The following is a 25,718-nucleotide window of genomic DNA, read 5'->3' as shown; positions in this document are numbered from 1 at the left end:
TCGATAATCGGGCAGTTTTGCTGCTTTCATTATAATAGTCCGAAATTAAGCGTACATGATATTACAACCTTGAGAAAGCAATTCACAGACCCCATAAAAGGAAAGTTAGCGGAAATACTCAAGTTAGGTTGATAATCAACCTAACAATGTAGTTTATTGCGTTGAGGAAGTCTGCTTTTGCGTGATAAAAAACCATTAACGCAAAGGTTTTAGGGTTATTTTAATGAATTGTTAACAAATGTTGTTGGCATGGGATTTTTCATTGTGATAATAAAAGCGCATCTGGTACAATCAGTCGCAGAATAACAATAACGTGCAGGCGAATAGTTATGATTTATAAGGCGCAGAGTCCCGCTGGATTTGCCGAAGAATATATTGTTGAATCGATTTGGAGTGGACGCTTCCCGCCGGGTACAATTTTGCCTGCCGAAAGAGAGCTTTCAGAACTTATTGGTGTAACACGCACAACCTTGCGTGAAGTTTTACAACGTTTGGCGCGTGACGGTTGGTTAACCATTCAACATGGTAAACCTACAAAAGTGAATAACTTTTGGGAAAGCTGTGGCTTGAACATTCTAGAAACCTTGGCTCGTCTTGATCAAGAAGGTATTCCTGAATTAGTGGACAACCTTTTAGCCGCGCGTACTAATTTAAGTGCTGTGTTTATCCGAGGTGCAATTCGTCACAATCCCAAAGCGTCAGCCGAGATTATTGCGCGTTATAAAAACGTGGAAGAAGACGGTGCTGCTTTTGCGCAATTCGATTACCAAATGACCCATGATTTAGCATTGGCATCAAACAATAATGTGTTCGTGTTAATGATGAATGGTTTTAGAGGTATGTACTCGCGTATTGGTGGGTTCTACTTCGATCATCAACAAGCGCGAGACGTGGCTAAAGCTTATTACGCGAAATTGCTCGATGCGGCAGAAAACGAAAGACACGACAAGGTACCTGTAGTGGTAAGAGATTATGGTATCGAAAGTGGCAAAGTTTGGCAGCAAGTACGAGACAGCATGCCTAAAGATATCGTGGATTAGCACAATGGCAGTAGGGGGAAGCGAATTCACCCTCAAGCTAAAACCGTAGTTATTAGCGTATTATTAAAAACGTCCTATTCAGGGCGTTTTTTTGTTTTAAGACACAGCTTGTAACTATTTAGAACTAAGTTTGGTCGCATTAGTGCTTTTTAACCCTATATTAACGTTAGAAATTACCTATACTTTGGGGTTAAGTTTTGTCACATATCATCTCCCGGAAAAGGAACTATCATGAAATCTTTATGGATAGCATCGTTTATGACGTTGACGGCGAGTCTCTCGCTAGGGGCGTGCAGCGATAACAGCACTAGCGTGGAACAATCCTCACAAACAAAATTAGAAAAACAGCAAGGCGTTAAATTGATTACTGATATTCCAGCACCGGTTGCACAGAAAATTCCTCATGAGTTAACGGCTCACGGTGTCGTTCGCAATGATGACTATTACTGGATGCGAGATGATAGTCGAGAAGATGAAAAAGTGTTGGCACACTTAGAAAAAGAAAATGCGTATTTAGAATCTGTTATGGCGCCATTAAAAGCTAACAGAGAAACACTCTATGAAGAACTGATTGCCCGAATAGAGAAAGATGACACAACGGTTCCTTATTTAAAGAATGATTATTGGTACTTCACCGAATACTCTGGGGAAAATGAATACCCTATTTATCTGCGTAAACCATCGATGGATGCAGAGGAACAGGTATTACTGAATATGAATGTGATGGCCGAAGGTCATGATTACTATAATATTGGCGACTACTCAGTAAGCACCGACAATAACTTACTCGCGTACTCTGAAGATACATTGAGCCGCCGAGTTTATACCATTTTTGTGAAAAATTTAGCCACGGGTGAGTTGCTGTCTGACCAACTGACAGGTACCTCTGGTGCAGTAGAGTGGGCTAACGACAATAAACACCTTTTCTATGTGAAAAAAGATCTGCAAACCTTACTAGGCTTTCAGGTTTATCGTCATGTGCTTGGCACACCCCAAGAAGACGACACGCTAGTGTTTGAAGAAACTGACCCTACGTTTTATACCTACATTAGTAAAAGCAAAGATGATGACATGATTTACATTCATCATAGCCACACAGACAAAAGTGCGGTGACCTTAATTGATGCGAATCAGCCCACTAAGGCGCCAGTCCCATTTTTGCCCATTAGAGAAGATGAGGAATACAGCATTGAAAAGTCGGGTGATAGTTACTTTGTTCTGACTAACAATGCAGCAACTAACTTTCGAGTCATGAAAGCGCCAGCTTCTGCAACCGATGACATGTCCAAATGGGAAGAGGTGATTAGCCATAACCCTGACGTATTCATTCAAGATATTGAAGTGCTGGGTGACTTTTTGGTTGTAAAAGAAAAGCAAGATGGTGTTTTACGCTTGGTTGCGCACAATTTAAACACTGATAAAGCCACAGTAATACCTACTGATGACCCTATTTACGGCGCTTACTTTACCGGCAACACTCAGCAAGATACCAATACCTTACGTATTTATTATAGTTCGTTAACTACGCCCGCAAGCATTGTAGATATCGATTTAAACACCTTTGATAAAGCGGTTCTTAAACAAACTAAGGTCTCTGACACATTTTCTTCAGCGGCTTATACCTCTGAACGTGTCATGATTAAAGCGCAAGATGGGGCAAGTATTCCCGTTTCGTTGGTTTATCGTAACGATATGTTTAACAAAGATGGCACTAATCCACTGTATCAGTATGCGTATGGTTCTTACGGTGCCACGATTGAGCCCACATTTAGAAGTAGTTGGTTATCGCTAGTAGATAGAGGCTTTGTGGTGGCGATTGCCCATATTCGGGGCGGCCAAATGTTAGGCCGACAGTGGTATGAAGACGGTAAGATGCACAGCAAAATTAATACATTTACCGACTTTATCGACGTATCAAAAGGCTTGATTGAAAAGCAATATGCCGATCCTAATCGTGTGTTCGCGATGGGCGGCAGTGCGGGTGGTTTGTTAATGGGCGCGATTGCGAATATGGCACCTGAACTTTATTTAGGGATTTCTGCGCATGTTCCGTTCGTGGATGTTGTTACTACCATGAGTGACGACACCATTCCTTTAACCACCGGGGAATATACAGAGTGGGGTAACCCTGCGAATAAAGATGAATTCGACTATATTTTATCTTATTCACCGTACGATCAAGTGAGTGCCCAAGATTACCCTCACATGTTAGTGACAACAGGGCTTCACGACTCACAAGTGCAATACTTTGAGCCGATGAAATGGGTTGCGAAACTACGAGACTACAAAACGAATGATCATTTGTTGTTGTTTCAAACAGATATGGAAGCAGGTCATGGTGGTGCATCTGGTCGGTTCAAACGTTTTGAGTCAACAGCGCTAGAATATGCATTCGTGTTTTACCTGGCAGGTATAGAAATCTAGCGGTCGAGAATTAAGCTAGCATCACTATGTTTTACTGACATAACGAACAGGCAAGTGCTTTAGCATTTGCCTGTTTTTACATTTAGCATTTGTTAATACTAAAAGGAAACATGCTATGAACAGTAATCCCGTTGGTTGGTTTGAAATTTATGTTGAAGATATGCCTCGCGCGCAGGCTTTCTACGAAAGCGTGCTGAAGGTTTCCTTAGAAGCACTGGAAGATCCCTCAGCAGATAAATCCCAAGGCGCATTCAGTATGATGACGTTCCCCTCTGATATGGAAAACTATGGCGCCAGTGGTGCATTAGTTCATATGGAGGGCGCCCCAGTAGGTAAAAACAGCACCTTAGTGTACTTTGCATGTGAGAACTGTGCTGATGAAGCGGGTAGGGTAGTTGGCGCAGGAGGCGTTCTTGAAAAAGAAAAAATGGCGATTGGTGAATATGGGTTTATTGCGTTAGCCACTGATACAGAAGGGAATATGATTGGGTTCCATTCCCAAGTGTAAACTTATTATGGTTTTGTTTTTTTATTAGTATGCGGTTTCTAATTGTACTTTGTATAGTGACTCTGTAATCGAACATTCACAGGAGCTGACGATGACAACCACTGATACCATTAAAGGTAAAATTAACGAAGCAGAAGACATGGCTCGCAAAATTTGGCTAGCAGGGCTTGGCGCGTACGGAAAAAGCGTAGAAGAAGCGCAAGGTCGTTACGAAAAGCTAAGTGAAGACGCGAACAAAATGTTTGATGACTTAGTGACCAAGGGTGAAACGCTGGAAGACGATGCGCGTAGTAAGTTTAAGTCGACCACCAATGATGTTGAAAACCGTGTAGCAGATGTACGAAAAAAATTGGGCCTAGATACCGACCCTGCAGATCATCGTATTGAAGAGCTTTCAGCAAAAATTGACGCGTTAACGGAAGCCGTAGCAAAGCTAGCGGCGAATAAATAGCACATCAGATGCATTGTTGCTATTTTTCAGCAAGGTAGTTGCTTATAGTACTAGTACTTACAAAGGGATTAGCGCAAATGCTAGTGCCAATGCTAGTGTAAACTACCTTGCCCTATTCGTTTTCGAAGCGGGAGGTTACATGCCTAAGAATCACAAATCATCACCCTTATTTGGATGGCTTACAGCAGGTTCTGATTTAATATCAGCGCAACTTGAAAGTACGGCGACTACAGTCAGTAAAAAAATTGACGATACTCACTCTTCAATTGAGGCTATGCAGCGCAAGGGCGCTGAAGTTGAAGGTGAGTTGAAGCGTCGATTCAATCCAGTATCATTAGTTGATAGCGCACAACAGTTAGTGATGTCGACGCCACTTTTTAGCTTACTTTCAGGTGGAAAAGCACGAGTTGAAAGAGAGTATCAGATAGAGCTACTCTCTGCTAAAGTTGATTTATTGGTAGAGCAAGTGGCGTTACTTGCCGCGAAGCGTGCAGCTGAGAAAGCCAAAGCTCCTGCGAAAGCGGCACCAAAGTCGACCGTCAAGGCCGCTCCAAAAGCGACACCTAAAACCGCCTCAAAACCTGCCATCAAAACAACAGCTGCGGCAACTAAAGCGAGTGGGACGACCAATAAAGCTACTACAGCTAAAAAAGCACCTACCACGGTTAAATCAACCACTACTGCTGCTACAGCTTCGAAGCCAGCAGCGGCAAAAACTACAGCGGCTAAGACTTCAGAAGCTAAACCCACAGTAACCAAGCCTGCAACATCGAGCAGTACATCAACGGCGACCAAAGCTTCTGGCGACAGCAAGACCGATAGCGACTCTTAAACCTGAAGTTAAGACAATGCTGATATGGTACTGTAAAGATAGAGCTCAAAAAGCGGATAGCGAAGGCAGTGTTTGGTAGGGTAGGTAATGACTTTTGCCAATGCGGTATCGGTAGAAAGTTACACCCTAAGCGCAACAAGAAAGAAGAGGGTAGACACTCTCTTCTTGTAGCTTGTTCACGCTTTTAGCAGCAGCGGATGGTTGATTTTAACGTTTAGCCATAGGGCTAACTCGTTTTGCTCCACAGACTTTGGTGCTTCTTAAAACTGAAGTAGTCGTAAGGCTCCCAAAAGCTGGGAAGCAAATCATCTATCGCGTCTGGGGTGAAATTACTGGAAAGCTGGCTCATGATTTCTTTCAAGCGGGCTTGATCCACATTCATTAATTTTTTTCTGCTAGCGGGGAAGTAGAGGTTTCTGCTTTTCTCAATAACTTCGATATGACCACTGCTAATATGCTTTTGATTGCGCGTGGTCACTTTGCAGATTGGCTCAGCGGGTTTAGTTGGATTTAATCCCACCACCACCGCACATTCATATTGGTCTTTTTCTTGGCCGTTTTCATTTACGGGAATGAAAGTAACACCGAAGCCTTGCGGGAAGTAACCGACCAAATCAACAAAGTCCTCTGCTAGCTTTTTATTTAAGGCCCCTTTTTTTGATAGCTGCTCAATAAGTAAATAGCCTTTAGGTAAATTTTTTCGGCTGTAATCAGCTTTTGTTGAAAAAATAACAGACGCATAAATTTGCGGTATTTTAATCAGCTCACCTAAGCCAGTTTTACAAACAAAGGCATCTTTTACCAACTGGCTAACAAAATCATTGGCTTCATTGTGGGTTTGCACAAATCGGTCACGTTCTTCTTTCACGTTCCCCACATAGGCAGGAATGCCTAAACCTTCAACCAGGTATTTCATGGTGAATTGATAGTTTAGCTTCAACAAGTCTTTTCGCTGAGACTCTTCAAGTAATCGGAATTCATCTAGATTGTTGTTTGCGCCACGTAATATCGTTAATGCACCTGGGCTTTGTAAACCTACATCTTGTAACAAAGAGGCAGTAATTAGTGGACGGCCTAATTCTACACGCCACTTTTCACGCCAATAGCGGTTACCCCGCATCCGAGAAATTGCGTCACGATATTTTGAAAGGTACTTGTGCGCAATGGTATCGTGTTTAAGTAATTTATCGGTAAGCCTTAGTACCAATACAGCTTTATAAAGAGGCTTAAAGCGCTGGTGAATGCGGGCAAACTTACCCTCAGGGCCTTGAGTGAGTAACATTAAGGTGCCAAGAAATTTTGCACTTAGCTGCTGGGTTTCTTGCCAGCTATCTCCCTCGCATAGCTTAATAAGCTTATTGCTCACTTCATCAATGCGAGCAAGCCGCGCAAGGCGTTCCTCTTCGAGCTTTTGGCTAGAGTTTTTAATTTGCTTTTTGAGTTGATCTATCAGTACTTCTTTCTTTGCTGAAGCTTTCGCTTTTTTTAACTGCGCCTTTAATTCTTCAACGTGCGCTTCCAGCTCAGGGGTTAAAGAAAAAAAATGTTTTGCATCTTCAAAGACTGAACCATAGCCAACCTCTTGCGGGTATACCATGTTTATTAATTGTTTAACTTGCTGCGTGTAGATGCTGTCTGGGCTTTGAGTTTGTGCGCTCACCGATATCCTTCGTGTTTGTTTAACCCCAAAGCTAGCCAAATTCTTGCGTGGGGTGGGTATTTAGGCACTGTGACCTAATTCAACCGCTTCTCTTTGTTTCAATTTACCAAGATAATACCGCAAACTTTCACTAATTTTGGTATTTTTTTCAATAACATCTAGCTGCGGCCAAGTTGCTTTTTCTCCACTCACGATAAGCGCGTTTATACTTTCTAAGCTGGGATTCGCGATAACCTGTGTCAAATTGCGGATTTGTCGCTTGGGAAGAATGTTTATGTTCCCAACATATTGCTGATCGATAATAGACTTCACTTTATGAATAGCAAGTTTAGCGCCCTTATTGTCAGTCATATTTTCAATTATATCGATGGCAAAAATACTGTTACTTTTTAAAAGTTGCCCCACGTGACGCGTTGATAGCCCCCACAATGATTGAGGGTTGATGCGCGTAGATTGAATGAATGGCACGGCGAGCGGATTGGTTTGGCTTACAATGCTGTGATTAACACCGTACAATCTTGCAAGCCTGTCAAAGGGCAAATCGGCCATTAGCGAGCCGTCAGCGAAACGTCGGTTAGGAATATAAGGGACAATATTACCTGCAGGTGTTTTAGCGCGAAGTTGAACAGGGCTGAATACTACCGGCACGGCACAAGACGCTCTTACCGCTTGGGTGATAATGGCGTTAGGCGACGTTTTGGCATTTAGTAGCCTAGAATGCTGGTGTAAATCTGCAGGCGATACCGTTACGGTTACATGGCGACGGGTCTTTTTATAAGCTTCCTCAAAGGTGGTTAAATCGAAAAGGTTGATTAATGCATTCTCTAAGGCAGTGCTATCAAACAAACTATTTCTGCCAAACCCCGCCCAACTTCGCCATTTTTTGAAAGTTTCGTAGATATTTTCAGCACTTAACGCCTCGAGTAGTTCATCATGAGTGCGTGTGCCGACCAAGGCGGCAATAATGGAACCAGCACTTGCGCCTGACACAACAGAAGGTAACAGCTCTTTTTCATTTAACGACTTTACCACCCCGCAATGAAAGAACCCCAATCCAGCCCCGCCAGATAGCATAAGACAGCTGCGTCCGAATGCATGGGCGGTTTCTTCAAAAAATGACAGCTTCTCATAAAAGTCAACATCGTCTTCATTGGCTTGGTAAATTTGATCAAGAGCTAGCTTGACCTCTTCAATGAATTGCACGATGAGATACTTAGTGCCCAACTTGCATTTGCGGCGCATAGCTGGGTTTGCAATATTGCCCAGATTCCCATGCAAGCCTTCATGAATAATTGACATAAGCGCATGCATGTCGCCATTGCCTCTTGCAATTTTTAAGCGCTGAACCCGTTTTTGGATAAGTATGTAATCGTAATCATCTGATGCATCATCGGCTTTCCACGCTTCTGCACCGGAAATTTCGTCATGCGCTAAGCAAGCTTCTTGGTACGCTTGATAACTTGATGCATGGGCAATGTCTTGGTCTAATTTTTTTAAACGTAAGTCAAATAAAGCCATATTTTCATTGTCACGAGTGAGCATACAAAAAGTGTACAAAGGAAATTTAGAATGCGCTACCTAACAAGAATCAACCAAAATTAAGAGGGTTTATTTGATGTATTTTAATAAATTTTGGAAACCTTCGTGCATTTAGAGATAAAACATTGACCAATTCGTAAGCACTCAGTAGCCTGAAAGAGAATAAATATAATTCGAGCAAGTTGTTCGCCATATGGAATGGAATTTAGAAACACTGAGTTTGCTGTCAATTCCGCTGATAAGCGCACTGGTTGGCTGGTTAACAAATTACCTCGCGGTAAAGATGATGTTTTATCCCATCGAGTTTGTCGGGATAAAGCCTATATTTGGCTGGCAGGGGTTAATTCCAGCTAAACGCAGACAAATGGCGGAAATTGAGGTTGAGCTTGTTTTAGGCAAGTTGCTAAGTGTTGAAGAGCTCGCGCAGCGCATCGACCCTAGCGATCTTACCAAAGCAATAGAACGACGGCTTGGCCAGGTTACCCGTAAAGTCGTTAACGACGTTATGTCCGAGTCTGCCCCTCAATTGTGGGCAGCGCTTCCCGTGCAAGGAAAAAACCTTGTATATCAGCGTATCGAAAATGATATTCCCAATGTGGTTCACAAGATGGTGGATGACTTTCAGCACAATGTAGCCGAAATTCTAGACATAAAAGAACTTGTTGTTGAGCAACTGGTAAATTCACCTTCGTTAATTAATGAAATTTTTCTTACCGCAGGTAGTAAAGAGTTTCCCTTTATAGTGCGCTCAGGTTTCTATTTTGGTTTCCTTTTCGGGCTACCCACCATGGTTTTATGGTATTTCTTTCAAAACTGGTGGATTCTACCTCTTGGAGGACTTCTAGTGGGCTATGCAACAAATTGGATTGCGATAAAAATTATATTTGAGCCTAAACGACCCTTTAAGTTTGGCCCAATCACCATACAAGGGATGTTTCTTAAACGGCAAAAAGAAGTGTCTGAGGTGTACGCTGAGATTATTGAGCAGAAGTTGATCACGCCTAAAAATATTACCCACGTTATATTGCATGGCTCTGGATCAGCTCAACTTTTGGAGCTTATAGAGCTTCACGTTAACGACGCTATTGAGCGCTATGTCGCTATCACTCAGCCTTATTTTGCCCTGGGTGTGGGCTCAGAAAATTATCATAAAATGAAAGCCTTGGCGGTGAAGCAGATATTCGATAATTCAGATAAATATCTGTTGTATGCCTATGATTACGCTAACGACGCGTTGCACGTAGGCCAAGATTTAAGCGAACGAATGCAAGCCTTAAGCGCACAAGAGTTTGAAGGGGTGTTACGCCCCGCTTATCAACAAGACGAGTGGAAGCTTATTGTCACAGGTGCCATATTGGGGCTACTGGCTGGCTTCGCTCAGTTGTATTTGGTGTTTTTATAAATGAAAACATCACAGCGAATTTTACTCACGGCACTCACCTTGTTTAATCGGCACGGGGAGAATGGTGTTACCAGTGTGGATATTGCCATGGAGTTGGATATTAGCCCTGGCAATTTGTATTACCACTTCAAGGGCAAAGAAAGCATGGTGAGTGCGCTTATGCGTATGCATGAAAAGCAGATGCAGCGTATGCTGGTACCCAACGCTTTAGATTCACTTACCGCAGAAGATGTCATGTATTACTTGTATCTGCTGGTAGACAGCTTGCACGTATTTCGGTTTTTTTATCGAAGCCCAGCGGATATTGTTGAAAAATATCCGTTAATTGAAAAGCCCCGTAAAAATATTCTTTCAAGTTTACGCAAGCAGCTTTCTCAATTACTGACTACGTTGAGCAATAAGAAGGTATTGGTCGCATCGCATTCAGATCTCACATTGCTGGTTGATTTACTTAGTCTCATTATTACCCAGTCTTGTCAATTTGATGAAACTAACAGCCATATGGATGAAACATCTCAGCGTTATCATGCGCTGTCGCTCATGATGGTTAGCTTACTGCCACGATTAGTACTCAGTGAAACACAACAAAACAGTATTTTAGATGCGTTGCGTTCACATGCATTAGCGAATGTCACTGAGCATGTGCCACAGGATATGTTTAATACAAAGGAATAGTCGATGAGTAAAACACTTAGTTTTCTTGATAAATCCTTTTGGATTACGGAATCCGACGACAACCCAAAACATGTTGGATGTCTTCAATTACTTGAGATGCCAGAAGGGGCGAAAAGCCCTGAATATGTGCCCGCTATTTATAATGAAATTAAAGGTTTTGCAAAAGGGACTTCACCGTTTAATTGCGTTGTAAAAACCGTGCTAGGCTATCCGGTAGGACTTTCTCCAGTGAAACATTTGAACATGGATTATCATGTTCAATTGCATCACGTTGACGATGTGAGTAACCGACAGAATCTAGATGAATTTGTCGCGCAACTGCACGCTGCACGATTAGATCCCGATAAACCTCTGTGGCAATACCATTTCATCTTCGATACTAATAGTAGTACCTATGCCATTTACGCCAAGGTACATCATATGTATGGCGATGGCGCGACCTTAGTAAGGTGGTTTCAGTCTTGCTATGTTTCTGCTTCTAATAATTCTGAATTCACGCCTATTTGGGCGGTGAAACGACTACGACATAAACGCAATGACTCCCCCAGTTTCTACAAACGCTTACTGAGTGTGGGAAGCGCTATAAAAACCGGTTTCGATTTGCTGGTCATCTTAATACGCATTTTTTTGAAGTTGTTGAGAGTGAATCCCCATTATATGCCCGTGCCTTTTTCAGGCACTAAAACTGTGTTAACTGGGCAGGTTGAAGCGGGAAGGGTAGTCACTACAACAGATATCGATTTTAAACGGGTGAAAGCGCTAGCCCGACGCACCCGAGCCTCTGCCAACGAGATACTTTTGTGTGCCTTTGATATTGGCGTGCACCGGTTACTAAAAGATCATGGTCAGGTTTTTAAAAAAGCATTGTTTACCAATATGCCCATCAACCTCAGAAAGCCAGGAGAGAAAACCACAGGCAATAAAATTGCTATTGTGCCGGTACAGTTGGCCCATGGCGATCAAGACCCTTACCTGCGTCTACGCCAGATTATTATTAACCATAGAATAGTTAAACATGCCGCTATGCGAGCCCGACCGGCTTCTTTCAGTGGTTACACCATCGTGATCCAATCCTTAGCATTGGTATTTGAATGGCTTAATATTTCCAATGTGGTTAAACCTATCGCTAATATTTTGGTATCGAACATACCTGGCCCACGAGATACGCGATATTTAAAAGACAGTAAGCTACTAGCCTGTTATCCCATTTCCACCATGACCCCAGGCGGCGGGGTAAATATCACGTTGATGACTTATGCAGGGGTGGCCAATGTAGGTATTGTTTGCTGCAACAAAAATATCAGTACATTGCAGCCGTTAGCCGGTTATGTGCAAGAAGCTTTCGAGATGTTAGAGGCTTGTATAGATAATCCACGACTGCGTATTACTGATATAGGGGAACATGAAGAATCGGTGCCTGTGTCGATTGTAAGCGAACATTAAAAATAGAACCGTAGCGAGGCTTGTTCGACTCTAACCGTTTTTCCATAGCGTGCAAAAAGCACTTCCCGCCATTGATCTTCGCGCATTATATGGTGAAGAGGGAGTGTAGCCATTTTGTCCAATATGGCTTTTTCAATTTGAGGCTTATGGAAATCAAGTACGGCTTGTTTCGAGCCGCTTAAAAATAGCTTCAAATATTCTGCCGCTTGGTCGGAAGTACCCACGGTTACCAGTGATAATATACTTTTAAGCGAGCGGCCCAATAATGCATCTAAATTTCCGGGCACAAAGCGAGAAAGTAAAAATTGCGTGTCTTTTAATAAGGCGTAGTCGTCATTCACCATCGTAATGTTATCTACCTGCTTCTCGGTAAAATAAAGGGTAGATTCATGTTTGTTGTAGTCCGGTGATGCACTTAGCGTAATGATAAGGTGGGCACGATAAATGGTCGTTTCAGCAACGTTAATGGTGATTGACGCTAATAATTGAATGCATAGGCGGTTGCTTGGGGCATTAAAGGTTAATTTGCCACTGTTTACCACGACATGAGCTTGGCCTGCCGGTATGGCTAAGGGGAACGATTGAGGCAGGTTTTCAGACAGTAACATATTGAGTTCATCGGCTGAAAATTGGTCGTAGCGAAGCTTTCCTAGCTTGATTAAAAGCTGGGAAATAAGAAGCATACCTCTGTCGCGCAAACCTAGTTTCATTTTTTCATGCTATGCATTTAATTACTCGGGCGGGCTATGATGGTCTTAACTCGTTATACATAAAACAGTTTTTAAAATATATAACATATCACTTTTAGATGGGCTGTTTATTTTGATAGTCTGGTCTTACCACAATGCTGCATATCATTTTATTTTTGATAATAAGTGACTAATACTAAGCATCTAATAATAAGAGTCGGCACAGCTCAGTCATGCGCCTACAATTCGTAATTGCATAGTAATACAGGCATTAACTGAGTATTTCACCGCGTAAACGTGTTTTGGAGCAATGCATGAATGAGATTCAGGGTAAGTATGACTATATCATCGTAGGCGGTGGGTCTGCAGGTGCGGTATTAGCGGCACGATTATCTGAAAACCCAGCTCTGAAAATTCTTATGCTAGAAGCCGGTACGAAAGACACTAACCCGCTTATTCATATTCCTTTTGGTTTATCGCTATTAAGCCGATTTGAAGGCATAGGGTGGGGGTATCATACCGCACCACAAAAAGAACTATACGATCGTGAGCTATTTTGGCCTCGAGGAAAAACACTAGGCGGCAGCAGTTCCGTTAATGCTATGTGTTACATTCGTGGTCAAAAAGAAGACTACGATTATTGGGTAGAGCAGGGCGCAGCTGGCTGGGGTTTTGAGGACGTGCTGCCTTACTTCAAACGCTCTGAAAACTTCTTCAAAGGTGAAGACGAATTTCATGGAGAAGGTGGGCCGCTGCATGTTTCTCAACTTAAGCACACCAGTGTGCTTTCCGATGCTTTCGTTGAAGCCGCAAGCCACGCAGATTTTAATGTTGTAGATGATTTCAACCGCGATATACGTGAAGGCATTGGCTATTATCATGTTACCCAAGTAAACGGACAGCGTTGCTCAACCGCAAAAGGCTATTTAAGCCAAGCACTTCACCGCAATAATCTTACTGTACTTACCGGTGTGGCCGCGGAAAAAGTACTATTTGACGACAACAGAGCCATTGGCGTGCAAGTACGAGAAAAAGGCAAAATTGCGCGGTATTCTATTAACCGTGAAGCGGCTAATAGCGAAGTAATACTCTGCGGCGGCGCTATCAACTCTCCCCAACTACTTATGCTTTCCGGTATCGGGCCAAGAAACGAATTGGAAGACCAAGGCATTTATGTCATGAATGACCTGCCAGGGGTGGGGCAAAATTTACAAGACCACCTAGACGCTATTGTTCAATTTACCTGTAAAGCACGAGAAGGTTATGCGATTGCTGCTGGTGCATTACCCTCGTACCTAAAGGCCTCGTACGATTATCTTTTTCACCGTAAGGGAATTTATTCTTCTAATGTGGCTGAAGCGGGCGGTTTTGTAAGTTCAAGCCTTGCTACCCGAGGGCCAGACATTCAATTTCATTTCTTGCCCGCTATATTAGATGATCACGGGCGAAAGTTTGCCTTTGGTTATGGATACGGCGTGCATGTGTGTTGTTTGTACCCTAAAAGCAGGGGCAGTATTACACTGCAAAGCAGCCATCCTGCCGATCACCCGCTTATCGACCCAGGTTACCTCACGGAACCTGAAGATAGACAAGTAATGATTGAAGGCATACGAATGGCAAGAAAGCTGTTAGCTGCACCTACGTTTGATAAATTTGAAGGCAGTGAACTGCATCCAGGCACTGATGCTGAGTCTGATGAAGCGCTTCTTGAGTTTCTAAGGGAGCGGGCTGAAACCATTTATCATCCTATCGGTACTTGTAAAATGGGGAGTGAAGGCGACCCTATGGCCGTGGTCGACAATCAGCTTAAAGTGCGCGGCGTAAAAGGCCTGCGTGTGGTAGATGCATCTGTGATGCCAAGCCTTATTGGCGGAAATACTAACGCGCCCACAATCATGATTGCGGAGCGAGCGGTCGATTTTATTAAAGCCGAGCATGAAGGGCGTGTTGCGCCCATTTAGCTAATGCGTTAGTTTTTCGACACTTGCATAAACAAATCGGCGGCGCAGTCACACATTTCATCAATGTGACTGCGATCAGCATAAATCCCATCAATCAATAGCCGTGCAATGCCATGCAAAGTACCCCACGTCACTTGCGCCATGCGAAGCGCATCTTGCCCTGCCGGTAGTAGGCCTGTTTGCTGCCAGTATTTCGTCATATCAACTTGAAACTGAAAGCAAGGGTAAGCCACTTCTTTGAGCCCCTGTGTTGCGCCATTGTCGTGCCAAATAGTACGACCGAACATAAGCTCATACATTTGCGGGTTATCCGCCGCGTACCCTATATATTCATGAATAAACTGACGAAATCGCAACTGGGGTGCCACATCATGCTGATCGAATATTCGCTTGGCGGTGGTATGCCACTGGCTAAAACCTTTTGCCGCAATAGCACTTAACAAGGCGCTTTTGTCTTTAAAATGATGATAGGGTGCGGTTCGCGACACACCAGCATCTTCCGCAAGCTTTCTAAGTGACAAGCTGTCTATGCCGAATTCTGCCACCCGTTTGGTTGCCGCCTCTAATAACGCCGTGCGTAGATCGCCATGATGATAAGTTTGTGCTGCATTTGTCATACTGGTGTAAACCAAACCCTATTTTATGGTTGAGACGAATAGATAACGTTTTATCTTGACAGTGTCAACATTGCATTTTATCTTGACGCCGTCTAGTTTGCAAAAATGTTAACAGGAGAGTGAAATGGAAGCCGAGTCAATGTCACAAGAAAACCCGTATTCTACCCTTGAAGTGATACAAGAAGGGTATATTGCAAAGGTCGTGTTAAACAGGCCAGAAGCCATGAACAGCATGAATCCTGCCTTTTGGACAGAATTCCCCGCTGCCATTCGCGCGATAGACGACGAGGGCACCGCCCGCGTTATTATCATTTCTTCTACCGGAAAGCATTTTTCAGCTGGCATGGACTTGTCGGTATTTTTGAACATGGCACAAGACTTTAAAGGCGACCCATCAAGGCGTGCAGAGCGCATGCGCCGTATGGTGATGCTATTGCAAGATAGCTTTACCGCCATAGAGCAAGCCCGCATGCCGGTAATTGGAGCAGTACAGGGCGGTGCCATTGGCGGCGCAGTAGACTTACTTAGCGCCTGTGACATGCGTTATTGCACCAGTGATGCCTTCTTTACCATTAAAGAAACGCAATTAGGCATGACCGCCGATGTAGGCACATTACAACGTTTACCTAAGCTTATTCCTATTGGTGTAGTAAAAGAGTTGGCGTATACCGGCCGTAATTTTGGCGCCAAAGAAGCTCAGCAGTTAGGCTTCGTGAACAAGGTATTTGATGACCAAGACATCATGCTAAGCGAAGTGACTAAAGTTGCGCAGTCTATCGCGATGAATTCTCCGGTTGCGGTAGCAGGCACTAAAACCATGATTAATTTCGCGACCGAGCACACTATTGCTGAGAGTTTGACTTACATGGCTACGTGGCAAGCCGGTATGTTCCAAATGGAAGATGTGATGAAAGCCATGGAAGCACAGAAAACCCAATCGCTTCCTGATTTTGAGCCACTTCATGGCGCAGTAAATAAGATGAAAGACTAGCGTGCAGGCAACCGAATAGCCTACGAGTAACACGCTGTAAAAGCAGAATATAAAAGCATTAAGAAACAGGCACTAGTTAAGGATTTATGATGAATACGACCGTTACCGATCATCCTGTATACCCAAGTTTATTTCGCCCGTTAGATTTAGGTTTTACCCAGCTTAAAAACCGTGTGCTAATGGGCTCTATGCATACTGGCTTAGAAGAAATGCCAAAGGGCCATAAGCATATGGCGGCGTTTTATGCAGAGCGTGCCAGAGGCGGTGTCGCCCTTATTGTTACCGGTGGAATTGGCCCGAATGAAGAAGGCTCAACCCATCCATCAACTCGCCGACTAGATACAGACGAAGCTATCAATCACCACAAAGAAGTTACCGATGCCGTGCATATTGCAGGTGGTAAAATTTGTATGCAAATATTGCATACCGGTCGTTATGCTTATAGCGATAAATTGGTGGCGCCTTCTGCAGTGCAAGCGCCCATTAATCCGTTCAAGCCAAAGGCATTAGAAGACGACGAAATAGAACAGCAAATTAAAGATTTTGTATTTTCAGCCACTCAAGCACAGCGTGCTGGTTACGATGGCGTTGAAATTATGGGCTCTGAAGGTTACTTCTTAAACCAATTTATTGCTAAGCGCACCAACCATAGAGATGATGACTGGGGCGGCGAATATGAAAACCGTATCCGCCTACCTATTGAAGTGGTTCGTCGTGTTCGCGAAGCAGTGGGTAAACACTTCATTATTATTTACCGTTTATCAATGCTAGACCTTGTTGAAGGTGGCTCAAACTACGAAGAAGTGGTTCAGCTAGGTAAAGAGATTGAAAAAGCCGGTGCAACTATCATCAATACCGGTATTGGTTGGCATGAAGCCCGAATTCCTACTATTGCGACAAAAGTGCCCAGAGCCGCTTTTACCTGGGTAACAGCGAAGTTCCGTGAAGCCTTGAGCATTCCGGTGATAACCTCAAACAGAATTAATACACCGGAAGTGGCGGAAGAAGTGTTGGCGCGCGGCGATGCCGACATGGTGTCGATGGCACGCCCTTTCTTGGCCGATTCGGATTTTGTACGCAAAGCGCAGCAAAATCGCGCAGATGAAATAAACACGTGTATTGGCTGTAACCAAGCCTGCCTTGACCATGTATTTAATGGCAAGTTAACCAGCTGTTTAGTTAACCCTCGTGCCTGTCATGAGTTAGAACTTAACATTGTGCCGGCCGACACCAAAAAACGCATTGCGGTAGTTGGGGCAGGGCCAGCAGGTTTAGCGTCAGCCGTAACGTCTGCCCAGCGTGGTCACGACGTAGTGATTTACGACAGTGCTAACGAAATTGGTGGTCAATTCAATGTAGCGAAACAAATTCCGGGTAAAGAAGAGTTCTATGAAACCTTGCGTTATTTTGCTCGTCAAATTGAGCTGCACAAAAATATTACGTTAAAGCTAAATACCAGAGTTGATGCAGCCATGCTTAATGATGAAGGCTTTGATGAAGTGATGGTGGCCACCGGTATTAAACCGCGCACGCCTGCCATTGAAGGCGTTGAGCATGAAAAAGTGATGAGCTACTTAGACGTGCTTAAAGCGAAAAAGCCAGTAGGGCAGCGCGTAGCCATTATTGGGGCCGGTGGTATCGGCTTCGATACGGCCGAGTTCTTATCACACGGTAAATCGACCCCAAGCCAGGATATTCCTGCGTTTATGAAAGAGTGGGGTATTGATATGACCTTTACCGCGCGTTCAGGAATTGAAGGGGTTAAGCCACAGCCTGAGCCGTCTAGTCGCGAGATATTCTTGCTACAACGTAAAACCAACAAAGTGGGGGCTGGCTTAGGTAAAACCACGGGCTGGGCTCACCGCGTAGGGTTGTTAGCGAAAGGGGTTAAAATGATTCCAGGCGTAACCTACGACAAAATTGACGATGAAGGCTTACATATTACTGTTAATGGTGAAAGCCAACTACTTCCTGTCGATAACGTGATTATTTGTGCTGGCCAAGAGCCAATGCGCGACATCGTTGAAGGGCTTAATATGCCTTATCACCTTATTGGTGGTGCTGATGAAGCGCTTGAGCTAGATGCAAAACGTGCTATCGACCAAGGTACGCGAGTGTGTGCTGCGGTTTAAGTTGATGTTTGGGATTTTGCAGCAGGGTTAGGAAGATACGTTAATATTTACTAACCCTAATATAGATTCCAACATTGATAATTTTCTAAAAGGCCTATTCCTGCGGGAATAGGCCTTTTTATTTGCTGCGGTATTTTATAGGCAGCTAAGCGCCAGTAATAGCCTTTTGGGGCTATTTGGGTATGCGGCAGCTTTGTACGTGATGCAGACCTTGAAGTTATGAATTTTCCACCCTAAAGTTTAGTAGACTCTCACTATTATCAACTGCACACTGATAGACCAGTCTATGGTAGAGAGTGGTTGACTGGTTCAGTCAATGTGGTTTGAGCGTCAGGTTTCTTTGAAGCCAATACGGTCGTCATGCCAGACTTGATCCGGCATCCACTTCAAACAGGCAGTATCAACACTTGCCAATTAAGTGAACAATGACCATGCTAGATAATAGGCAGAAAAATTCACCCATAATTCAATAAACTCGTGTAAAAACAACGGAGTGTATTCACACAATGGTGTCGACTAATACCGAACAGGAATGGAATCGAAAAGAGGTTGAAAAGCGGCTTGATACTTTATGGGAAAAAGACAACTTATGGCCAGCGGTATTAGCCGCCCGTGCCGCTCTGCGTGTATTTCCACTCTTTGGTGTTGAAGGGCATTTTAACTTTTTTATCGGCAGTGAAGGGCATCAGCACGCATCTGAAAAACAGCATGATGACGCAGATGAAAAGGAAAATTCACATCCCGAACAGGATAACCGTGCGCGTTTTTTATTGGCGAGCTTTTTCGCTATTCGCTTAATACTGCAACAGGCGAGTTTACCCACTGAGCAGCGACAAGTGGACAAGCTCGTCGGCTCCCCCGCCAGAGCCGCCGGCGCAGCCATCGACGCCATAGCCTGGGACGCCGCAGCCTTCGACGCCGCCAGAGCCGCCACCGCAGCCATAGCCGCCTTCAACACCGCCTCCTCCGCCAGATCCACCAGAGCCTCCTCCACCTCTTCCGTCGAGGTCGCCTCGTCCGTCGACGTCGTCAGAGGCGCCTTTTTACAGGATCTCAAAACCGCCGAAAATGGAGATTCGACTAATAGTGTACTGAATAGTCCACTTTGGTTAGAAAGCTGCCCGGAAGAAATAAAGGCGATAAAAGACAACAAATTTAGTCCCGCTGTCAACTCCCTTATTCGCGAAATACCCGATTCGAATCCTGACAATGTAAATGCACTGGCACACATGCTAACCCTCTATGAGGGGTATTTGAATGGAAGCGCAACGGCGGATAAAGACACTGCTATCTCGGAAACCTTGTATGAGGCACAGAGTAAACTAACCGCCGAAGACGCCAATAGTAAAAAAGATACCTTAAACCGCGGAGCGTTGGTTAGCGGACTGGCAGGTATTCTTTGTGATGACGCGCATACCCAACCGCTTACTATCGGGTTAATGGGGCACTGGGGTAGCGGCAAAACCCAAGTGCTGGCATTACTGAAAAAAGAACTTAAATCCCGCGACTGTAGACAGCCATTTCTCTTCGGCGAGTTTAACGCCTGGGCCTATGAGCATGCCAAAAATAGTCAGGCGGCGATGGCTCACGAAGTGATTTCGGCGTTAACCTGTTGTGACCGGCTACAGCCTGTTGACACCAAAAGCAAGTGGTACAAGCGCCTAACATGCTCGATGTTGAATCTTGTCCGACAGTTACTATGGACAGTGGGCGGGCGTATTCGGCTTATTTATGCCTTTGCCATGCAAAAGCACTTTACCAAAGTGCTCCAATCAATGGGCTGGTTTGTGCTTTTCGTCGCAGCGTTGTCATGGTTAGTAGCTGATGGGCTAAGCCAAAATACTTTACCTGACTTTTCAAAACCATTAACCAGCGGCGCGCTTGTTGCCTTATTGGCCAGTTTGTGGCAATTCCCTAAACAACTGCGTGATATTGTTTCCCAACCCATGACCAAGGAATTCCTTACCTATATAAAGTTGCCGAACTACGTCTCGCATATTGGTGAAATTACCGAAATGCAAAAGGATATTCGTCTGATCGCCAATATTCGCCTCGGTTTTGTTGAAGAACAATGTCATGATCATTTGGGCAAAGTATCGAAGCCCCGACGTTTATTGTTCGTGGTGGATGACCTCGATCGCTGCAGTCCAAAAGGCATAGTAAAAACCTTTGAAGCAATTCGGCTGGTACTGCATATACCCCAAGTCACCGTGGTTGTGGCGGTTGATCAGCGCATTGCACTGGCTGCGTTGGCGCTGCATTACAAGGATATTGAGCCGTACCATACACTGCAGGATGCGCGTGCCATTGCTCGCGATTATCTGGCGAAAATGATTCAACTGCCTGTGGTAGTAAGTGATGGTGACAACAAATCGCTAACAGGATTTTTAAGTGACATCTGGCAGGAAAAAGGCGATAAAAAACTGAATTGGTTGAAAAATATCGCCGAAGACAGAGAACCAAAAAAACAAGAGATTAATGCTTCGACTCCAGATCTTGATGAACCAGATATCGCTGCCGTGACCACGGAGATGCGGAAACGAGATGCAGATTCAGATATTGAGGGCGAGGGATTTACCGAAGTTGATTGGGTAAAAATGATATTAGAGGATGATCCTAAGCCTGAACCAGAGATTCTTCCCGGCTTAAGTGATCATCAAAAAGCCGCGCTTTACTATTGGACAACCCACTTTGGCTTATGTAACGCAAGGCAGTTAAAGCGTTTGGACAACAGTTATAATCTCATTCGGCTGGTGACTGATAAGGAAGATCAAATCGGATTGCAACAGGCTGTCGGCACTATGAATAGCCAGCAGTCGAAGTTCAGCTATGGCTATTTGGTTACTCTGATGACACTGGAGTTTATTAACGGGATTGAAGTTACTGCACTGCGCGAAGACGCATCACGTTTTCTACGCAAAGGTGATGAAGCCAAATTGAACAGTATGGCTAATCAACAGCACAAAGAAACGCTGATGGTTGCTCGGATTATTATCCAACACACGGCCGAACAACTTTATCTCAAAACAGACAGCCATTTAGCCTTTGATCAACTACTGCGCTACATCGAAAACTTCGTGCTTCCTGCCATCGACGGCTTTGATATTGATACTGAAACTGCCTCAAGCTTTTAACCTGAAACTCATGAACATGCTAAATAAGCGCTAGATTGCTGCAAAATAATGCGCAGGCAGTTCCCACGACAAGGTGAGCAACTCACCATTCCATTGCTGAATAGTCAGCCATATTTTGTCACCTGCTGAGAAGCTTGGTTGGCTTAACGCGTGCACATGATTGCCGTGTTTTGTGCCGTGGAGAATGCTGGGTTTTTCATTGGCCATTTCTTCAATGGGTAGCGCGCTGGCTGCCAATATTTGAGCCTAGAGAGTGACTGTCTTTGTTTTGTTGTTCTTCTGTTTTGCTTGGTGGCCGATACGTGATTGCTGGAAATAATTGAGCTCGATTTGAAGCTTAGCTTTCAAAAAAATTTTAATTAAATCATCAAAGGCAATTAAGCTTAGTTGCTGTGGCTGCAATAAACAACAGCCGTATCACCTATAGAAATCTTATTGCTAATGGCCCATGTGACCAAATTCAGAATTAGGAAAATGACTTCGTTGAATGTCCGCTGTTTGTCTTTTGGTGCCAGTCAGCTTAGCTCATGGGTCTTCAAAGTACGTAGAGCAGACATTTAACCTTTCCCATGAAAACACCAAAAATGGTTTTTCAGTGGAAACGGGTGTTACTATGAAGTCTCAGTAATAAACTGTTATGTTCATGGAGGATAAATCATGTCACCTGAAGAACTGATAATTAAGGCGTTAGAAAAAGCAGTAATTCCTGAACAAAAGAATAATCTTATTGAATTGGCAAAGCAGGTTTTGCCTCTGCTAATCACTTTAGCAGTTGCATGGCTAGGCTTTAAAGCAACATTGAAACAAGCTGAAAAAAGTTTTGATGCTCAATTAAAGACCGCTCTCATCTCTCGAAATACTGAACTAGATAAACAGTTCATAGAAATGAAATTGTCTCACTTTATGGAGGCACAAAATTCAATCGAACAATTCAATAATACCTTTTCTGACTATTGTGCAAATGTTAGGAATTGGAATGATCACCAAAGAGATGGAAATTACGAAAAACTACCATACTGTGATGAAGAGCATACTAAGTTAGAAAGAGAATGCTATGCAGCGTTTTTGATCCTTTCCTGTGCGGAGTCAAAGTTATTAATTTTAGGAAAGTTGGAAGTGCACCAAAACTTTCAAAAGTACAGAGATCATGCGCGTCAAATATATAGAACGGTATACCTTAAAAAAAGTTCTAAAGGGTGGGAAGAAAAAGATTGGAATGAATATACAAAAAATATTCAAGAACAGTCCGATGAGTTAAATGAATATAAAAGAGCGTTAATGAAACAGCTTGGGGAAGAAATTGAAAATGAACATAACAAGCAAATTAACAGGAAAACGTAACGCTTGCTTAGTTTCGTATCTCAACATTTTAGCAAGCGTAACTTAGCCCGTTCTTTGGACGTTAGCACTTAGGAGAGTTCATGCCAGAAAAGAGAAAAAGACCGAATTCATTCAATACCGGTATTGCTGCTGAGTATTTCATCTTGTCTCAGTTATATCGCCGAGGTGTTGAGGCATATGTCAGCCAAGGAAATAAGAAGGCAATTGATATTCGTGTAGTTCTGGAAAATGAAAAAGCCATTTCAATTGATGTGAAAGCTGTTCGGGGTTATTCATCACTAGTAGTTAATAACGTTGTACCTACGGAGAATCATTTTTGGGTTTTCGTTATTTACAATAATAAATTCGAAGATTTGAATGTTTCACCAGATGTTTTTGTGGTTCCAAGTGACGCAGTTCCAACAATCACGAAACAATGGAAAGAAGAAAAGCGCGTGATGAAAGGTGATTTAACACCCTACTTAAACAAATGGGAATTACTGTGCTAAAACCACTCAGAGGGACAGCCAAACCGCTGCGTGCTGTGGCTGCCCGTGCTGGCGGCGTTGACCGTCTGCTCCTTGTCTGAAGCGGTCGCTTAATACCTTCAAGGGTAGTGAAGCGGCTATGAAGTATGTTTCTACAAACTATCTGCCATTCATACAAAACTGTCTAGTAAATGCGTTCTTTAGCTACGCTAACGCTTTCATCTAGTTGAAATAAAATAATCATCAATAAAGCATATAATGAAACGATAGAATCCCAGACATCTATAAATAAAACAGGTTATTAATTTATAAGCGCTGTTTTTTCACTTTAAGCTATTAAATCATTACGAACATGAGATTCATTTATTATGTGGATTGTTTATGCTTTGCTCGCAACCTTTTTCTTTGGTTTGCGAGGGATCTTGTATCAATGGACATCGCAGAAAAGCTTAAATCGCGATCTACTACTATTTGGTGTTTTCTGTATAGGTTTTATCATCAGCGTAGTAGGGGTACTGTTGTTAAATCAACGATGGTACGGCTGGGCAGATGTCGCTGTTGGTATGGGGCTAGGCTTTGGATCTTTCGCCGCTAATACTGTTTTACACAAAGGGTTTTCAGTAGGAAAAGCATCACTCATCAGCGTTCTAGCAGGGTTGACGCCTTTGTTTGTTCTCATCTTTGCCTTTTTACTTTGGAATGAGACGTTAACATCCATTCAATTAATTGGATTTGTAATTATTTTTTGTGGTCTTTGTATTATTAGATATTCTTCAGATATCTCTATTAATAATTTAAAAGGGGCGCAATGGGGGCTACTGGCTGCACTGTGCTTTACGTTTACTGATTTAATGGGTAAACAGTCCACACTTTTAGAGGCAGATGTTTTTGCGACGTTAACGTCTATGTTCGGCTTTGGAAGTTTCCTTTTTGCCATGAGATGGTTAGCAAAGCGTAAGAAATTTATAGGGTCTCAATATTCAGAGAAAACTCATTGGTCAGAAATAAAAACCTTCTCTTGCGGACTGATAGTAGGGGTCGCAAATGTAAGTGGAATGGTTGCAATAATATCCGCTTTTTCTATTGGTAATACTGGGTTAGTTTCCGCAATTTCAGGAATGAATATTTTACTTATTCTCCTTTATTCTCATATTGTTTTGAAAGAAACATTTAGCCGTCAAGAAGTGCTAGGCTTAACCGCTGCTTTTGTCGGCGTTATCGTGCTTAGATTGAATTAAACCTTTTTTGCCAGTAGCTTTTTCTGCCAGTACCTTTACCTGCAAGCACCTTTTTCTGTAAATACCTTTGCGCGCAAAAATACCAGCGCAATCGCGATGGCCGGCTGGTAGGTTTTGCGCTCAAGGGCTTAAGGAAAAGAGTAGCGAACAATGCGTTTTAGTACGCTAGCGTACTGCTTCCAAAAACTGCCAGTGTTGTAGTGCATGCCGTGCTGTTTAAATACGGCTTGTACTTTAGGGGCCATTTCTCGGTATCGTCTGGCGGGAATGTCAGGAAATAAATGGTGTTCTACCTGAAAACTTAAATGCCCAGTAAGTACGTGAAATAAATTTCCGCCCTTGATATTTGATGAGCCTAACGCCTGACGATAGTACCACTGGCCGCGGGTCTCATTTTTGCAATCCTCTGCTTTAAAGGTTTCCACATCACCGGTAAAGTGCCCGCAAAAGATGATGGTAGATGTCCATAAGTTACGTAGCAAGTTGGCTATAAGGTTGCCTGACAATACCCATAAGAACAGCGGGCCAGCCAGCAAAGGGAAGAGCACATAATCTTTTACCAGCTGACGTGCGCCTTTACTGAAAAAGCGTTTTTTAAGCTCGCTATGGGTTACTTGGTTTTTGCGGCTGTCTTTCTTCTTGCCGAAGAATACGCGTTCTGCGGCCATCTCGTGATACGACACACCCCACTGAAACATTACGCTAAGCAAAATATAGGTAGCGAACTGCCAAAGGTTTTTTACCCGCCATCTAAAATCATTCGATAAGCGAAGTAGGCCATAGCCAAAGTCTCTATCCTTGCCAATAATATTGGTGTAGGTGTGATGTTCGTAGTTGTGCACGCGGTTCCAGCTTGCCCCATCGCAGGCAATATCCCACTCATAGCGCTTTGAATTTATATGACTGTCGTTCATCCAGTCATACTGACCGTGCATCACGTTATGGCCAATTTCCATGTTATCCAGTATTTTCGCTGCTGCTAAACTTAGTACGCCAGCTACCCAAAGTAGAGGCTGTAAGAAACCAAGCATTAATAATATGCGGCCACTCCATTCACAAATACGCTGGATAAGTATAATACGTCGAATATAGGCTGCATCTTCAGCGCCGATTTTATCTTTTACTTCCGACTTTATTGCATCAAGTTGAGTTTCCAACATGTCGTAATCGGGTT

The 25,718-nt window shown here is 43.5% G+C and carries 21 protein-coding genes; 15 read left to right on the top strand and 6 right to left on the bottom strand.

Annotated features, from left to right (window positions below; all coding sequences use genetic code 11):
• Positions 1 to 329 precede the first annotated feature (329 nt).
• From fadR to FLAVO9R_RS12805, 5 genes are all read left to right on the top strand, one after another.
• Positions 330 to 1,040 carry a fatty acid metabolism transcriptional regulator FadR gene (gene fadR / locus FLAVO9R_RS12825; RefSeq protein WP_159531906.1) on the top strand — a complete coding sequence of 237 codons (711 nt, stop codon included), beginning with the start codon at positions 330 to 332 and terminating at the stop codon, positions 1,038 to 1,040.
• 231 nt (positions 1,041 to 1,271) lie between these two features.
• Positions 1,272 to 3,464, top strand: coding sequence for a S9 family peptidase (locus FLAVO9R_RS12820; RefSeq protein ID WP_232370644.1), 2,193 nt, complete (start codon positions 1,272 to 1,274; stop codon positions 3,462 to 3,464).
• 115 nt (positions 3,465 to 3,579) lie between these two features.
• Positions 3,580 to 3,972, top strand: coding sequence for a VOC family protein (locus tag FLAVO9R_RS12815; protein ID WP_159531904.1), 393 nt, complete (start codon positions 3,580 to 3,582; stop codon positions 3,970 to 3,972).
• Positions 3,973 to 4,063: 91 nt separating this feature from the next.
• Complete coding sequence (locus FLAVO9R_RS12810; RefSeq protein ID WP_057790879.1) at positions 4,064 to 4,423, top strand: phasin-related domain-containing protein; 360 nt, start codon at positions 4,064 to 4,066, stop codon at positions 4,421 to 4,423.
• A 139-nt stretch (positions 4,424 to 4,562) separates the two neighbouring features.
• On the top strand, positions 4,563 to 5,255 hold the full coding sequence (locus FLAVO9R_RS12805) for a hypothetical protein (protein WP_159531902.1): 693 nt from the start codon (positions 4,563 to 4,565) through the stop codon (positions 5,253 to 5,255).
• A 226-nt stretch (positions 5,256 to 5,481) separates the two neighbouring features.
• Here FLAVO9R_RS12805 and FLAVO9R_RS12800 read toward each other — a convergent pair whose 3' ends face one another.
• Positions 5,482 to 6,915 (bottom strand): hypothetical protein, encoded by a 1,434-nt coding sequence (locus FLAVO9R_RS12800; protein WP_159531900.1) that lies wholly within the window; start codon positions 6,913 to 6,915, stop codon positions 5,482 to 5,484.
• A gap of 60 nt (positions 6,916 to 6,975) precedes the next feature.
• Positions 6,976 to 8,433, bottom strand: a complete 1,458-nt coding sequence (locus FLAVO9R_RS12795) for a DUF3336 domain-containing protein (protein WP_159531898.1) — start codon at positions 8,431 to 8,433, stop codon at positions 6,976 to 6,978.
• A 214-nt stretch (positions 8,434 to 8,647) separates the two neighbouring features.
• Here FLAVO9R_RS12795 and FLAVO9R_RS12790 point away from each other — a divergent pair, with 214 nt between their 5' ends.
• The 3 genes from FLAVO9R_RS12790 to FLAVO9R_RS12780 are packed head-to-tail and all read left to right on the top strand — an operon-like array spanning position 8,648 to position 11,974.
• Positions 8,648 to 9,856 (top strand): DUF445 domain-containing protein, encoded by a 1,209-nt coding sequence (locus FLAVO9R_RS12790; protein WP_159531896.1) that lies wholly within the window; start codon positions 8,648 to 8,650, stop codon positions 9,854 to 9,856.
• Positions 9,857 to 10,531 (top strand): TetR/AcrR family transcriptional regulator, encoded by a 675-nt coding sequence (locus FLAVO9R_RS12785; protein WP_159531894.1) that lies wholly within the window; start codon positions 9,857 to 9,859, stop codon positions 10,529 to 10,531.
• Positions 10,532 to 10,534: 3 nt separating this feature from the next.
• On the top strand, positions 10,535 to 11,974 hold the full coding sequence (locus FLAVO9R_RS12780; protein ID WP_159531892.1) for a wax ester/triacylglycerol synthase domain-containing protein: 1,440 nt from the start codon (positions 10,535 to 10,537) through the stop codon (positions 11,972 to 11,974).
• On the opposite strand, the gene FLAVO9R_RS12775 is transcribed toward FLAVO9R_RS12780, so the two are convergent.
• A complete protein-coding gene (locus FLAVO9R_RS12775; protein WP_159531890.1) occupies positions 11,971 to 12,684 on the bottom strand; it encodes a DUF1439 domain-containing protein in 714 nt (237 codons plus the stop codon). The two genes, FLAVO9R_RS12780 and FLAVO9R_RS12775, sit on opposite strands and share 4 nt — an antisense overlap.
• A gap of 293 nt (positions 12,685 to 12,977) precedes the next feature.
• Between FLAVO9R_RS12775 and FLAVO9R_RS12770 the strand changes: the two genes are divergently transcribed.
• Positions 12,978 to 14,624: a GMC family oxidoreductase gene (locus FLAVO9R_RS12770; protein WP_159531888.1), complete on the top strand. Its 1,647-nt coding sequence runs from the start codon at positions 12,978 to 12,980 to the stop codon at positions 14,622 to 14,624.
• An 8-nt stretch (positions 14,625 to 14,632) separates the two neighbouring features.
• Here FLAVO9R_RS12770 and FLAVO9R_RS12765 read toward each other — a convergent pair whose 3' ends face one another.
• Positions 14,633 to 15,241: a TetR/AcrR family transcriptional regulator gene (locus FLAVO9R_RS12765; RefSeq protein WP_159531886.1), complete on the bottom strand. Its 609-nt coding sequence runs from the start codon at positions 15,239 to 15,241 to the stop codon at positions 14,633 to 14,635.
• A 124-nt stretch (positions 15,242 to 15,365) separates the two neighbouring features.
• Between FLAVO9R_RS12765 and FLAVO9R_RS12760 the strand changes: the two genes are divergently transcribed.
• The 3 genes from FLAVO9R_RS12760 (at position 15,366) to FLAVO9R_RS12750 (ending at position 21,498) form a co-directional block, all read left to right on the top strand.
• Positions 15,366 to 16,232, top strand: coding sequence for a crotonase/enoyl-CoA hydratase family protein (locus tag FLAVO9R_RS12760; protein ID WP_159531884.1), 867 nt, complete (start codon positions 15,366 to 15,368; stop codon positions 16,230 to 16,232).
• Between the two features lie 89 nt (positions 16,233 to 16,321).
• The gene (locus FLAVO9R_RS12755) at positions 16,322 to 18,364 is read left to right on the top strand and encodes an NADPH-dependent 2,4-dienoyl-CoA reductase (protein WP_013783466.1); all 2,043 of its coding nucleotides are present in this window, start codon (positions 16,322 to 16,324) and stop codon (positions 18,362 to 18,364) included.
• Between the two features lie 506 nt (positions 18,365 to 18,870).
• Positions 18,871 to 21,498 (top strand): KAP family P-loop NTPase fold protein, encoded by a 2,628-nt coding sequence (locus FLAVO9R_RS12750; protein WP_159531882.1) that lies wholly within the window; start codon positions 18,871 to 18,873, stop codon positions 21,496 to 21,498.
• Between the two features lie 30 nt (positions 21,499 to 21,528).
• Here FLAVO9R_RS12750 and FLAVO9R_RS12745 read toward each other — a convergent pair whose 3' ends face one another.
• Positions 21,529 to 21,735: a hypothetical protein gene (locus tag FLAVO9R_RS12745; RefSeq protein WP_159531880.1), complete on the bottom strand. Its 207-nt coding sequence runs from the start codon at positions 21,733 to 21,735 to the stop codon at positions 21,529 to 21,531.
• Positions 21,736 to 22,155: 420 nt separating this feature from the next.
• Between FLAVO9R_RS12745 and FLAVO9R_RS12740 the strand changes: the two genes are divergently transcribed.
• From FLAVO9R_RS12740 to FLAVO9R_RS12730, 3 genes are all read left to right on the top strand, one after another.
• Positions 22,156 to 22,839, top strand: a complete 684-nt coding sequence (locus FLAVO9R_RS12740) for a hypothetical protein (protein ID WP_159531878.1) — start codon at positions 22,156 to 22,158, stop codon at positions 22,837 to 22,839.
• 80 nt (positions 22,840 to 22,919) lie between these two features.
• Entirely contained in the window at positions 22,920 to 23,327 is a 408-nt protein-coding gene (locus FLAVO9R_RS12735) for a hypothetical protein (RefSeq protein ID WP_159531876.1), read from the top strand.
• Positions 23,328 to 23,674: 347 nt separating this feature from the next.
• Positions 23,675 to 24,544 carry a DMT family transporter gene (locus tag FLAVO9R_RS12730; protein ID WP_159531874.1) on the top strand — a complete coding sequence of 290 codons (870 nt, stop codon included), beginning with the start codon at positions 23,675 to 23,677 and terminating at the stop codon, positions 24,542 to 24,544.
• Between the two features lie 128 nt (positions 24,545 to 24,672).
• Here the strand turns inward: FLAVO9R_RS12730 and FLAVO9R_RS12725 are convergent, their stop codons facing one another.
• Complete coding sequence (locus FLAVO9R_RS12725; RefSeq protein ID WP_373996590.1) at positions 24,673 to 25,704, bottom strand: fatty acid desaturase family protein; 1,032 nt, start codon at positions 25,702 to 25,704, stop codon at positions 24,673 to 24,675.
• Positions 25,705 to 25,718: the final 14 nt, after the last annotated feature.

The organism is Alteromonas sp. 38 (genome assembly GCF_902506055.1).
Lineage (GTDB): Bacteria > Pseudomonadota > Gammaproteobacteria > Enterobacterales > Alteromonadaceae > Alteromonas > Alteromonas lipotrueae.
The sequence above is the reverse complement of the archived record's forward strand: the minus strand, read 5'-3'. Positions and strand labels throughout refer to the sequence as shown.